Annotated in this window: 8 protein-coding genes; 6 read left to right on the forward strand and 2 right to left on the reverse strand. The window is 67.0% G+C overall.

The features are described 5' to 3' along the window. Positions 1-3 precede the first annotated feature (3 nt). A complete protein-coding gene (gene ubiG / locus ACN0WF_RS05075; RefSeq protein ID WP_417771690.1) occupies positions 4-795 on the reverse strand; it encodes a bifunctional 2-polyprenyl-6-hydroxyphenol methylase/3-demethylubiquinol 3-O-methyltransferase UbiG in 792 nt (263 codons plus the stop codon). Between the two features lie 168 nt (positions 796-963). On the opposite strand from ubiG, the gene ACN0WF_RS05080 reads away from it, so the two are divergent. From ACN0WF_RS05080 to clpB, 6 genes are all read left to right on the forward strand, one after another. Then, the gene (locus tag ACN0WF_RS05080) at positions 964-2,214 is read left to right on the forward strand and encodes an aspartate kinase (protein ID WP_417771691.1); all 1,251 of its coding nucleotides are present in this window, start codon (positions 964-966) and stop codon (positions 2,212-2,214) included. Between the two features lie 96 nt (positions 2,215-2,310). Then, a complete protein-coding gene (gene ptsP, locus ACN0WF_RS05085) occupies positions 2,311-4,578 on the forward strand; it encodes a phosphoenolpyruvate--protein phosphotransferase (RefSeq protein ID WP_417771692.1) in 2,268 nt (755 codons plus the stop codon). A gap of 114 nt (positions 4,579-4,692) precedes the next feature. Then, positions 4,693-5,766 carry a peptide chain release factor 1 gene (gene prfA / locus ACN0WF_RS05090; RefSeq protein WP_417771693.1) on the forward strand — a complete coding sequence of 358 codons (1,074 nt, stop codon included), beginning with the start codon at positions 4,693-4,695 and terminating at the stop codon, positions 5,764-5,766. Then, positions 5,763-6,680: a peptide chain release factor N(5)-glutamine methyltransferase gene (prmC, locus tag ACN0WF_RS05095; RefSeq protein WP_417771694.1), complete on the forward strand. Its 918-nt coding sequence runs from the start codon at positions 5,763-5,765 to the stop codon at positions 6,678-6,680. The genes prfA and prmC overlap by 4 nt, the downstream gene beginning before the upstream one ends. Before the next feature lie 400 nt (positions 6,681-7,080). Continuing rightward, positions 7,081-7,905 (forward strand): DUF4167 domain-containing protein, encoded by an 825-nt coding sequence (locus ACN0WF_RS05100; protein WP_417771695.1) that lies wholly within the window; start codon positions 7,081-7,083, stop codon positions 7,903-7,905. A 251-nt stretch (positions 7,906-8,156) separates the two neighbouring features. Next, positions 8,157-10,757, forward strand: coding sequence for an ATP-dependent chaperone ClpB (gene clpB / locus ACN0WF_RS05105; protein WP_417771696.1), 2,601 nt, complete (start codon positions 8,157-8,159; stop codon positions 10,755-10,757). 98 nt (positions 10,758-10,855) lie between these two features. Here clpB and ACN0WF_RS05110 read toward each other — a convergent pair whose 3' ends face one another. Next, positions 10,856-12,784 carry a M23 family metallopeptidase gene (locus ACN0WF_RS05110; RefSeq protein ID WP_417771697.1) on the reverse strand — a complete coding sequence of 643 codons (1,929 nt, stop codon included), beginning with the start codon at positions 12,782-12,784 and terminating at the stop codon, positions 10,856-10,858. Between the last annotated feature and the right edge of the window lie 560 nt (positions 12,785-13,344).

Below are 13,344 nucleotides of genomic sequence, written 5' to 3' on the forward strand. Positions count from 1 at the left end.
GGTTCAGGTGCGGTCGCGGCCGAAGAGCATCATGTAGTTGACGTCCATGTCGCGGGAACGGTTCCAGCTGTCGGCCAGCGGATTGAAGCTGACGCCGCAGCGGTCGAGCGGGATCAGGCCGGCCTCGGTCAGCGGACCCTCGATCTCGGCGGGACGCACGAGCTTCTCGTAGGTGTGGGTGCCCTTCGGCAGCCAGCCAAGCACATATTCCGCGCCGACGATGGCCAGCGTATAGGCCTTGAGCGTGCGGTTGATGGTGGCCATGAACATGATGCCGCCGGGCTTCACCAGCTTCGCGCAGGCGGAGAGATAGAGCGGCACGTCGGAGACGTGTTCGACCACCTCCATGTTCAGCACGACATCGAATTGCTCGCCTGCCGCGGCCAGGTCCTCGGCCGTCGTCGCGCGGTAGTCGATGGGGAGGCCGGACTGGGCGGCATGCAGTCGTGCGACCTCGATGTTGGTCGCCGATGCGTCGGCGCCGACGACCTCGGCGCCGAGCCGGGCCATCGGTTCGCACAGGAGGCCTCCGCCGCAGCCGATGTCGAGCAGGCGAAGCCCCTTGAACGCATCGGAGGCGCGGTCGTCGGCGCCGAAACGGGCGCAGACCTGCTCCTTGATGTAGCCGAGACGCACGGGATTGAACTTGTGCAGCGGCCGGAACTTGCCCGCCGGGTCCCACCATTCGGCCGCCATGGCGGAAAAGCGGTCGACTTCCGCCTGATCGATGGTGCTTGCCCGCCCCGGGTCGGTGGCGGGTGCGCTGTCGGTGTTGCTTGTGCTGGCGGGGGTCATGCTGCGGTCCTTATCCTGCCTCGCTGACAGGTCGAACGTCCCGGGGGCTTTGTCAAGCATGGCTGTTGCGATCCCTCGTCGCAATCTGTATGGATTGCGCCGATCCGGGAAGGTGGTTTCCTTGCCGCCTATCCTTCTACAGATGTTCGAGATCTCGCGAAGCACCCCATGGCCCGACTGGTTCTCAAGTTCGGCGGTACGTCCGTCGCAAACCTGGAGCGTATCCGCAACGCGGCGCGCCATGTGAAACGCGAGGTGGAGGCCGGCCACCAGGTGGCCGTCGTCGTCTCGGCGATGGCGGGTGAGACCAACCGGCTCGTCGGCCTGTGCCGCGAGGCCTCGGCGATGCACGACGCGCGCGAGTATGACGCGATCGTTTCCTCCGGCGAGCAGGTGACGAGCGGACTGCTTGCCATCGTGCTTCAGGACATGGGCATCGAGGCGCGTTCCTGGCAGGGCTGGCAGATCGCGCTGAAGACCGATTCCCAGCATGGCGCGGCCCGCATCACCGATGTCGAGTCGGATCTGCTGATCCAGCGGCTGGAGATGGGGCAGGTGGCGGTGGTCGCCGGCTTCCAGGGCGTGGCGCCCGACAACCGCATCGCGACGCTCGGGCGCGGCGGCTCCGACACCAGCGCGGTGGCGCTGGCGGCCGCGATCGGCGCTGACCGCTGCGATATCTACACCGACGTGGACGGGGTCTACACCACCGACCCGCGCATCGTGCCCAAGGCGCGCAGGCTTGACCGCATCGCCTTCGAGGAGATGCTGGAAATGGCCTCGCTCGGCGCCAAGGTGCTGCAGGTGCGCTCGGTCGAGATGGCCATGGTTCATGGCGTGCGCACCTTCGTGCGCTCCAGCTTCGACGACCCGGATGCGCCGCAGCTCGGCGCGGGCGGACTGCCGCCGGGCACTCTCATCTGCGACGAGGACGAGATCGTGGAACAGCAAGTCGTTACCGGGATTGCCTTTGCCAAGGACGAGGCACAGGTGTCCATCCGCAACGTTGCCGACAAGCCGGGCGTGGCCAGCGCCGTGTTCGGCTCGCTGGCCGACGCGAGCATCAACGTCGACATGATCGTCCAGAACATCTCGCCGGACGGGCGCACCACCGACATCACCTTCACGGTGCCGGAAAGCGACTATGATCGCGCCTTCACGGTGCTGCGGGAAAACAAGGATGCGATCGGCTACCAGGCCATCGAGGGCGCGCGCGACGTGGTCAAGGTTTCGGTGATCGGCATCGGCATGCGCTCCCACGCGGGCATCGCCGCGCGCTGTTTCCAGGGGCTGGCGGAGAAGGGCATCAACATCCGCGCGATCACTACATCCGAGATCAAGATCTCGGTTCTCATCGATTCCGCCTATACCGAGCTTGCGGTGCGGACTCTCCATTCGCTATACGATCTGGACGGGTAAGCGGACGGTCGGCCCCATGGCCTTCGTCCCCACCGGGTGCGGCGCTCCTGTCGTGCCCGCGCCCGGGCCGGTGATGCGGAAAGGGCTTGAAGGGTGATGCGGAGCACTCTCGCAGGGCCGCGCGTTCTGCTTCGGCGCCTCCGTGAGGTCATGGCGGAGCCGATCAACGCGCAGGAGCGGCTCGACAAGATTGTCGTGCTGATCGCGGCGAACGTGGTCGCCGAGGTGTGCTCGGTCTATATCCTGCGCGCCGACGGCGTGCTGGAGCTCTATGCCACCGAAGGCCTCAACCGCGACGCGGTCCACAAGACCAGCCTCAAGGTGGGCGAGGGTCTCGTTGGCTTGATCGCGACGGACGCCCGCCCGCTCAACCTGCCCAACGCCCAGGCCCATCCCGCCTTCGCCTATCGCCCGGAAACGGGCGAGGAGGCCTATAATTCCTTCCTCGGCGTGCCGATCCTGCGCGCCGGGCGGACGTTGGGCGTGCTCGTCGTCCAGAATCAGTCTCACCGGACCTATTTCGAGGATGAGGTCGAGGCGCTGCAGACCACGGCGATGGTGATCGCCGAAATGGTTGCCGCCGGCGAACTCGAGGCCATCGTCCAGCAGGGCACGAAGCTCGATCTGTCGCGGCCGATGCACTTTCAGGGTGTGGCGCTGTCGGATGGCGTCGGTCTCGGCCACGTGGTGCTGCACGAGCCGCGCGTCGTCGTCACCAACCTTATCGCCGAGGACGCCGGCGTCGAGCTCGAGCGGCTGGAACGGGCGATCAACCGTCTGCGGATCTCGCTCGACGATCTGCTCAATTCCGGCGACATGGCCCCAAGCGGCGAGCACCGCGACGTGCTCGAGGCCTATCGCATGTTCGCCCATGATCGTGGCTGGATCCACAAGATCGAGGAGGCGATCAACAACGGCCTGACGGCCGAGGCCGCCGTGGAGAAGGTCCAGTCGGACACACGGGCGCGCATGATGCGCCAGACCGACCCCTATCTGCGCGAGCGGCTGCATGATCTCGACGATCTCGCCCATCGGCTGATCCGCGAGCTGATGGGCCGCAAGCACGGGCCCGTGCACGATGGCCTGCCGCAGGACGCGGTGATCGTGGCGCGCAACATGGGTGCGGCGGAACTGCTCGACTACGGTCGTGACCGGATTCGCGCCGTGGCGCTCGAGGAGGGCGGGCCGACCAGCCACGTCACCATCGTCGCGCGGGCACTGGGCATTGCCGCCGTGGGTCTGGCCGAGAACCTGGTGAGCCTGGCCGAATCGGGCGATGCGGTAATCGTCGACGGCGAGAGCGGGCAGATCTATCTGCGCCCGGCCTCCGACATCGAGAATGCCTATGCGGAGAAGGTGCGCTTCCGCGCCCGCCGCCAGGCGCAGTACCGGCGGTTGCGCAACAAGCCGGCGGTGACGCGCGACGGCGTGGAGATGTCGCTTCAGCTCAACGCCGGCTTGCTGGTCGACCTTCCGGCGATGTCGGAGTCGGGCGCATCCGGGGTCGGCCTGTTCCGCACCGAGCTGCAGTTCATGGTCGCCTCGTCCTTTCCGCGGATGAGCGAGCAGACCGACTACTACCGGCAGGTGATCGAGGCGGCTGGCGGGCGGCCCGTGACCTTCCGCACGCTCGATATCGGCGGCGACAAGGTTCTCCCCTATCTGCGGGCGATCCAGGAGGAAAACCCGGCCATGGGCTGGCGGGCGATCCGTTTCGGGCTCGACCGCCCGGGCGTGCTGCGCACCCAGATCCGCGCGCTGCTCCATGCCTCGGCCGGGCGGGACCTGAAGATCATGTTCCCGATGGTCGCTGAGGTGAGCGAGTTCCGCCGTGCGCGCTCCGTTGTCGAACGCGAGATCGCCCATCTCAGGCGGCATGGACACCCGCTGCCCGAGCGGTTGCAGCTCGGCGTGATGATCGAGGTGCCCTCGCTTCTCTTCCAGCTCGACGAGCTCTTCGGGCTGGTCGACTTCGCCTCGATCGGCTCGAACGACCTCTTCCAGTTCTTCAATGCGGTTGATCGTGGCAACACCCGGGTCGCCGGGCGCTTCGACACGATGAGCCCGGCCTTTCTCCGGGCGCTCAAGCACATCGTCGACACGGCCGCGCGCCACGACACGCCGGTCACGCTTTGCGGCGAGATCGCCGGCCGGCCGCTCGAGGCGATGGCGTTGGCCGCCCTCGGTTACCGGAATCTCTCCATGTCCGCCTCCGCCCTCGGGCCGGTCAAGGCCATGGTGCGCGGGCTCGACCTTGGCGCGGTGACGAAGCAGGTACTGCCGCTGGTTGCCGAGCCGGGGGAGCTGGACAGCCTGCGCGAGACCTTGCGCAAGCTGGCGACGGACATCGATATCCCGCTCTAGCGCGCGCCTTCAGGATACGCGGAAGTGCCGCCGCCTGCGGGGCGCCGGGTCCGGACCGCCGCGTCGGGACATCACGACACCGAAACATCGAAACGCAAGGGACTGCAGCAACGCATGATATCGGCGGACAAACTCGAAGGCCTGTTGTCGCGCGTCGCGGAAATCGAGCACGGGATGACCCAGAACCCGGACGCGGAGACCTATGTCCGGCTGTCGCGCGACTATGCCGAGCTCGAGCCGCTGGCCGCGCGCGTGCGTGCACTGCTGCAAGCGCAGGATGAGCTTGCCGGCGTCAAGGCGATGATCGCCGACCCCGAGGCCGATGCGGAAATGCGGGCGCTTGCCGAGGACGAGCGGACAGCGCTCGAGGAGACGGTCGAGGATCTGGCCCAGGCCGTGCGGATCGGCTTCCTGCCGCGCGATTCCGCCGATGCGCGCAACGTCATTCTCGAGGTGCGCGCAGGCACCGGCGGTGACGAGGCGGCGCTGTTCGCCGGCACCCTCTTTCGCATGTACCAGCGCTATGCCCAGCTTCGCGGCTGGAAGGTGGAGATCGTCTCGGCCAGCGAGGGCGAGGTCGGCGGCTTCAAGGAGGTCATCGCCTCGGTCTCGGGCGAGCGCGTCTTCGAGCGGCTCAAGTTCGAGTCGGGCGTGCACCGGGTGCAGCGCGTGCCGGAAACCGAATCCGGTGGGCGCATTCATACCTCCGCCGCCACCGTCGCCGTGCTTCCCCAGGCTGAGGACGTCGATGTCGACATTGCCGACAGCGATCTGCGGATCGACACGTTCCGCGCTTCGGGCGCGGGTGGCCAGCATGTCAACACCACCGATTCAGCGGTGCGCATCACGCATATTCCGACCGGCGTGGTCGTCGCCGTGCAGGACGAGCGCTCGCAGCACAAGAACAAGGCCAAGGCCATGCAGGTGTTGCGCACGCGCATCTTCGACGCCGAGCGGGCGCGGCTCGCCAGCGAGCGTACCGAGGCGCGGCGGTTACAGGTCGGTTCCGGCGACCGGTCGGAGCGGATCCGCACCTATAATTTCCCGCAAGGTCGGCTGACGGACCATCGCATCGGACTGACCCTCTACAAGCTCGAGGAAGTCCTGTCCGGCGAGGCGCTCGACGAGGTGATCGACGCGCTGGTGCTCGATCACCAGGCGACGCTGCTCACAGCCGAGGGCCTGTGACGGTGCCGGCCGCGGCGGAGCCACCGCTTCCCGCGACGCTGGGCGCGGCGGCACGCGCACTGCGTGCCCGGTTCGCGCAGGCCGGTATCGCCGATGCCGCGTTGGAGGCGCGTCTCCTCGTCGCTGCGGCAAGCGAACTCGAGCCTCAGGACGTGGTGCTGGATCCGGAGCGAAAGATCGACGCGGCGGCGGGCGCGCGGCTCGCGCGGTTTCTCGACGCCCGGCTTGCGGGCATGCCGGTCGGCCGTATCCTTGGCCAGCGTGAGTTCTGGGGCCTGAGCTTCCGGCTCTCCGCCGACACGCTGGAGCCGCGACCGGACACGGAAACGCTGGTGGAAGCCGCGCTCGAGTGGGTCGACGCGACGGGCGGACGCGCTCGCCGCCTGCGCCTCGCCGACATTGGCACGGGAACCGGTGCGATTGCCGTGGCGCTCCTGCACGAACTGCCGAATGCCGTCGCGCTCGCCTGCGACCTCTCCGCAAACGCGCTTTCGAGTGCGCGCGAAAACGCCCGCTCGCATGGGGTCGGCGACAGGCTTCTCTGCTTTCAGGGTGATTTCGCCGCCGCGCTGGCGCCCGGTCTGGACCTTGTCCTCTCCAATCCGCCCTATATCGCGCTGGGGGAAGCGGAGGCGCTTGCGCGCGAGGTTCGCCTGCACGATCCGGCGCTGGCGCTCTTTGCCGGAGACGACGGCCTCGACGCCTATCGCGCGATCCTGCCGGACGCGGCGCGGGCGCTGTGCCGCAATGGCGCCTTGTTTGTCGAAATCGGCTGGCGCCAGGGCGCGGACGTGAGCGACCTTCTCGTTGCGGCTGGTTTCGAGGAAGTGACGTTGCGTCAAGATCTTGCGGGTAGGGACAGGGTCCTGGGAGGGGTTGGTGTGGCAAAAACACGCCAACCCGCCAGCTTGTGAAAAAGAAGCTTGGAAAAGCGTTCGGAACCGGCTAGTTTCAGCTCGCCGAGGCCCGACGGGGGTGGCATCGTGATCGACGGGTCGGCGGATCGAGGTCTCCTCAGAGATTTTTCGTTTCGGCCGAACACCGCATCGCGCGGCATTTACCGGCCGTCTACGAAGATGCACCGACGACCTTCAGGTCTGGGACTAGCTCGGCACTGGTCTGTTCAAGAAGAACCTTTCAGGATTCCGGAAAGATCGGTGCGATAGCACCGTGCGTATTCCGTACCCAATCGGCTTGTTCCGACCGCGCAACATCGACTCGTTCCGTTGCGTTTCATGGCGCCGGCACCCCTCGGGCGGCCGGACTGTTTTGACTGGCCTACGCCGGTCGCCGTTCGTGAGAGAAAACGGCAGAATGAGACCAGGAAATCAGAACAACAACAAGCGCCTCCGGGGGCGGGGTGGCCGCAAGGGACCGAATCCCCTTTCGCGATCCTATGAGTCCAACGGCCCGGACGTGAAGATCCGCGGCACCGCGCATCACATCGCCGAGAAGTACCAGCAGCTCGCGCGTGACGCGTCCGCCGCCGGTGATCGGGTGATGTCGGAGAACTATTTCCAGCACGCGGAGCACTATCTGCGCATCATCGCCTCGGCACAGCAGAGCATGCACCAGCCGGTGGTTCTGCCGCGCGGCGAGGACGAGCTCGACGAGATGGACGAGCAGGAGGAGCGTTCGGAACGAAGCGAGCGCGCCGAGCGGAGCGAACGCAACGAACGCCGCGACCGGGATCGGGATAGAGACCGTGATCGCGATCGCGACCGGGATGCGTCCGCCGATGCCAAGCCTGTGATGCCGATGGACGCACCGCAGCCTTTCGTCGATGCGATGCCCGTGCTGAACGGCAAGTCCGGACCGGCGGTCGCCAAGGATGACGGCGAGAGCAAGTCCGACGATGCCGCAGGCGATGACGATGCCGGCGGACGCCGCCGGGCGCGTGGCGCCCGGGGTCGTGGAATGCGCCGGACGCGCGCCAGCCTGGGCGATGAGGGTCGTTCCGAGGCCGGTCCGGCCGATGCCGCGGACAGCCCTGCATCGCCAGCCCCCTCCGAGGCAAAGGCCGAGACGGCCGGTGAGCCCTCCGGCGACGAGGGGGAGGTGAAGAAGCCGCGCGCCCGTCGTGCGCCGCGGGCCCGCAAGACCGAGAGCCCCGAGGCTCCGGCGGCCAGCGACGCCTGACAAAGAAACATCTTCGGCCCGTTATCGGGCCGGAGCGCCGGCTGCGGGGCTGGCATGATGCGACATCGAGAAGGGACCGCGCCTGGCGTGGTCCCTTTTTTCGTGCCGAGGCTTGCTTTGCTCTTTTGTTGTCGAAATGCAACACTATATGCAGAGGGCGGCCAAGACAGGGCCGTGCGGGTGCCGGCTCGGGCCCGCAGTCCGAAAAGGCGATCTCGCTTCGGGTGATCGCCGGATCAGGAGGTCACAGAATGAATTTCGAAAAATACACCGAACGCGCCCGCGGCTTTGTTCAGTCCGCGCAGAGCTACGCGCTCGGCCAGTCTCACCAGCAGTTCACGCCGGAACACCTGCTCAAGGTGCTTCTCGACGATCCGGAAGGCATGGCCTCCGGGTTGATCCAGCGCGCCGGCGGTCGTCCCGCCGACATAGCCACGGCCAATGATGCCGCGCTTGCCGCCATGGCCAAGGTCTCCGGCGGCAGCGGTCAGCTCTATCTCGCCCCCGCGCTGGCGCGGGTGTTCGAGCAGGCCGAGAAGATCGCCGAGAAGGCGGGCGACTCGTTTGTCACCGTCGAGCGGCTGCTTCTGGCGCTGGCCATGAGTTCCGACTGCGATGCCGGCAAGGCGCTGGCGCGTGGCGGACTGACGCCTGCCTCGCTCAACGAGGCGATCAACGCGTTGCGCAAGGGCCGCACCGCCGACAGCGCCACGGCCGAAAACCAGTATGACGCGCTGAAGAAGTATAGCCGCGACCTGACCCAGGCAGCGCGCGACGGCAAGCTCGACCCGGTCATCGGCCGGGACGACGAGATCCGGCGCACGATGCAGGTTCTGTCGCGTCGCACCAAGAACAACCCGGTTCTGATCGGCGAACCGGGCGTCGGCAAGACCGCGATCGCGGAAGGGCTCGCGCTGCGGATCGTCAATGGCGACGTCCCGGAGAGCCTGCGCGACAAGAAGTTGCTTGCGCTCGACATGGGGTCGCTGATCGCCGGCGCGAAATATCGCGGTGAGTTCGAGGAGCGGTTGAAGGCCGTTCTTTCCGAAGTCGAATCGGCGGCGGGCGGCATCATCCTCTTCATCGACGAGATGCACACGCTGGTCGGCGCCGGCAAGGCGGACGGGGCGATGGATGCCTCCAACCTGCTGAAGCCCGCACTGGCGCGCGGCGAGTTGCACTGCGTTGGTGCCACCACGCTCGACGAGTACCGCAAGCATGTGGAGAAGGACGCGGCGTTGGCCCGTCGCTTCCAGCCGATCTTCGTGTCCGAGCCGACGGTGGAGGACACGATCTCGATCCTGCGCGGCCTGAAGGAGAAGTACGAGCTGCACCATGGCGTGCGGATCACGGATTCGGCCGTTGTCGCGGCGGCGACCCTGTCCAACCGCTACATCACCGACCGTTTCCTGCCCGACAAGGCCATCGATCTGGTGGACGAGGCGGCAAGCCGACTGCGGATGCAGGTCGACAGCAAGCCCGAGGAACTCGACGAACTCGACCGGCGCATCATCCAGCTGAAGATCGAGCGCGAGGCGCTGAAGAAGGAGACCGACGCGGCCGCCCGTGACCGGCTGGAGCGGCTCGAGGGTGAGCTTGCCGGGCTTGAGGAAGAGTCCGACGCGCTCACCGCCCGCTGGCAGGGCGAGAAGGAGAAGCTCTCCTCCGAGCAGAAGCTGAAGGAACAGCTCGAGGCCGCGCGCATCGACCTGGAGAAGGCGCAGCGTACCGGCGATCTGGCCAAGGCCGGGGAGCTCGCCTATGGCGTCATCCCGGATCTGGAGCGGAAGCTTGCCGAGGCCGATGCGAAGGAAGCCGTCGCGGGCGCCATGGTCGAGGAGGCGGTGACCACCGACCACATCGCCCAGGTGGTGTCGCGTTGGACCGGTATTCCGGTCGACAAGATGCTCGAGGGCCAGCGCGACAAGCTGCTGCGCATGGAGGATGAACTGGCCCGCCGCGTGGTCGGCCAGGAAGAGGCCGTGCACGCCATCTCGACCGCCGTGCGGCGCGCCCGCGCCGGCCTGCAGGACCCGAATCGGCCGATCGGCTCGTTCCTGTTCCTCGGTCCGACCGGTGTCGGCAAGACGGAGCTCACCAAGGCACTGGCGTCGTTCCTCTTCGACGACGAAACCGCGATGGTGCGTCTCGACATGTCGGAATACATGGAGAAGCACTCCGTCTCCCGGCTGATCGGCGCGCCTCCGGGCTACGTTGGTTACGAGGAGGGCGGCGCGCTCACCGAGGCCGTGCGCCGTCGGCCCTATCAGGTCGTCCTCTTCGACGAGATCGAGAAGGCCCATGGCGATGTCTTCAACGTGCTTTTGCAGGTGCTCGATGACGGTCGTCTGACGGATGGCCAGGGGCGGACGGTCGACTTCCGCAACACTCTGATCATCCTGACCTCGAACCTGGGCTCGGAATATCTTGTCGCCCAGCCGGACGGCGAGGATTCCTCGGCGGTTCGCGATCAGGTGATGGCGGTGGTTCGCTCGGCCTTCCGGCCGGAGTTCCTGAACCGGCTTGACGACCAGATCCTGTTCCATCGGCTGCAGCGCTCGCAGATGGCGGCCATCGTCGACATCCAGCTCAAGCGGCTGCAGGGACTGCTGGTCGATCGCAAGATCGAGCTCGCGCTCGATGACAGCGCGCGCGGCTGGCTGGCGGATCGCGGTTACGATCCGGCATATGGCGCGCGTCCGCTGAAGCGGGTGATCCAGCGTCAGGTGCAGGACCCGCTGGCCGAGCTCATCCTGGCCGGGAAGGTCACCGACGGGGCGCTGGTGGAAGTGTCCGCCGGCTCCGACCGCCTGCTCTTCACCGTTGCCGGCGAAAAGGTCGCCGCTGCCTGAGGCGGAGCGCGGCCCTGGCTGCATAAAAGAAAACCCCGGACGGTCACCCGTCCGGGGTTTTTCGTTTTCGCGGAGCCGCGCCGGCGGTGCCGGGCGGTCTATTTCTCTCCGAGCGAGGCCACGCGGGAGGGGCCGGTCGCCCGCTCGATCAGGGTGTCGATACGCGAACGCTCGCGGTTGAAGGCCTCGAGCATCTCTCCGTCGAGGGTGCGTCCGCGCGGTAGGCGGATACGCATGGGATCGACGAAGCGGCCATTGACCTTGACCTCGTAGTGGAGATGGGCGCCCGTCGACAGGCCGCTCGAACCGACGCGGCCGATCACCTGGCCCTGGCGGACGCGGACACCGTCGCGAATTCCGTCGGCGAAGCTCGACTGGTGGCTGTAGGTGGTCGTGTAGCCGTTGGCGTGCTGGATTTCGGTATGGCGGCCGTAGCCGGACATCCAGTCCGCGCGGACGATCACACCATCGCCGGCGGCCATGATCGCCGTGCCGCGCGGGGCCGACCAGTCGACGCCGTTGTGCGGGCGCATGACGCCAACGATCGGGTGGCGGCGCAGGCCGAAGCCGGAGCTGAACCGGCCGCCGGCGACCGGTTTGCGCATCAGGAACTTCTTCGCGCTCTTGCCGGTCTCGTCATAGAAATCGACGGACGTGTCGTCGGGCGTGCGGAAACGGTAGAAGCGGCGTGTGGTGCCGCCGGTCGTCAGCGCCGTATAGAGGATCTCGGCGGGTGCTTCCGCATCGTCCTGTTCGAGGCTGTAGAAGATCTCCAGCGTGTCGCCTGGCTTGACCCGCGCCTTGAAGTCAACGTCGAAGGAAAAGATCCGGACCAGGTCGGCGATGAGCTCTGGCTTGACGTCCTGCTCCAGCGCGGTCTGATACAGGCTGTCGTAGAGCGTCGGGGTGGTTCCTGCGTAGCCAACCCGATCTGCCTCTGCGAACGCATCGGCCAGGAAGGTGTCCGGCGCCTCGGCCGGGATGAAGTCGCCGGTGTCCGACCGGGCGACGGTCGCCTGATGCTCGGTGTCGGTATAGAGGCTGATGCGCTGCGGCTGCATGCGCTCGCTGTCGTCGCGCGCCGGGGCCAGCGCGATGCGCACGCGCTGGCCGGGCTCGATCTTTTCGATGCCGAACTCGCGGGCGAAGGCATCGGAAATGGCGTTGGCCTCGCTCTCGCTGGCGGAATTGTCGAGAAGGGTCTCCGCGAGCGTCAGCTCTCCGGTGACCGGAACGATTTTCTCCTCCATGCCGGCAAAGCCTTCCGGCGTGTCGTTCTTGGAGACGAAGGAGACATTTTCCGGCGTGATGCGCACCGAGAGGCGTGACAGATCCGGCTGCTGAGCCAGGTTGAAATCGAAGCGACCGGGATCGATGACCGGTCCGGCTGCCGCGTCGATGGCATTGCCGGACAGGAAGCGCGCGGACTGGCGCACGAACTGCTCGATCTCGAGCTCCTGATAACCGGCGTCGGTGACGGCATCGGGATCGTCATAGGGAAAATCACGGGAGCTGATCGTCACCTCGCCCTCGACACGGGCATCATAGACCGCGTCGCTGGCGGCGCGGGCCGGGATGATCGTGTTGTCGGAGAAGAGCTTCAGCGGGTTGAAGGGCGGGATCTCCTCCGCCTCCTCGCGCGACTGACGGGTCGCCAGCGTTGCGGTGATGAAGGCATAGGGACGAACCTTGATGTGGTCGCGTCCGTCGAGGCGGTGCACTGTGGAGACGGGGATCACCTGGCGGGAGGAATATTGCGCCGCCGCGCGCGTGACCCGGTCTCCCTTTGCCGAGCCGAGGCCAAGCGGGCGCAGGACGGTTCCGCTGCCCGGCTCGCCGCGCGCGGGGGCGGCGGCAACCTGGTACTGGCCGTCGAGCGCGGCGAAGAGAGCGCCGCCCATCAGCGTCACCGACGTGAAGCCGGTCAGGATCGACCCCGTCAGCCAGCGAAGGCTGACCCGCCGTCTGTCGGGAAGTTGCGCGCGCCCATCATAGACCATGAGGGGCGGTTCATCGCCCAGATCCACGTCGTCGCGTCCGTGCGGTTGTCCGCCTAGATGCATGTCACCCTGCTGTCCCTGCAAACCTGCTTCCGAAGAACCGCCCCTGGTCCTGCCGGTAGCCGCCGAGCCTTGCGCGAAACGCTTGCCCGGTCACCTCGTTGTCGCCGACCTTGTGGTGCGCGCCGGGCGGCCGCCAGGTTTGCGAACCGGCCGGAAGAACCAGCCTGTTCGCAAACCCGACTGTCGCGACGCGGGAAGCGCACGGGTGTCGGTCATCGATCCTGGCGAGCGCACCGATCCGGCCCTTCCGAATGCAGGTGCGCGCGCGAGCTATACTAGGGGCCACGAAGGACAGGAGCAATCCGGCGTATTTGTGGCGCGAGGCGGGAAGGGAGCCGTATGGACGCGGTCCCCGCCTCGCGCCACTGCGGGAGACGCTGCGTTGTGAGAGGGGGGGGAGCAGCCCGAGGGGAATTTCACGCCACTCTGGCGGGCAAGGATCGTGGGGAGGGAGCTCGGCAAAGGGGGTATTGGCCATCTGAGCGCGCGAAAGCGACTAGGTTTGGCGGGCGTGTCGGCGCGGG

The organism is Stappia sp. (assembly GCF_048268045.1).
Taxonomy (GTDB): domain Bacteria; phylum Pseudomonadota; class Alphaproteobacteria; order Rhizobiales; family Stappiaceae; genus Stappia.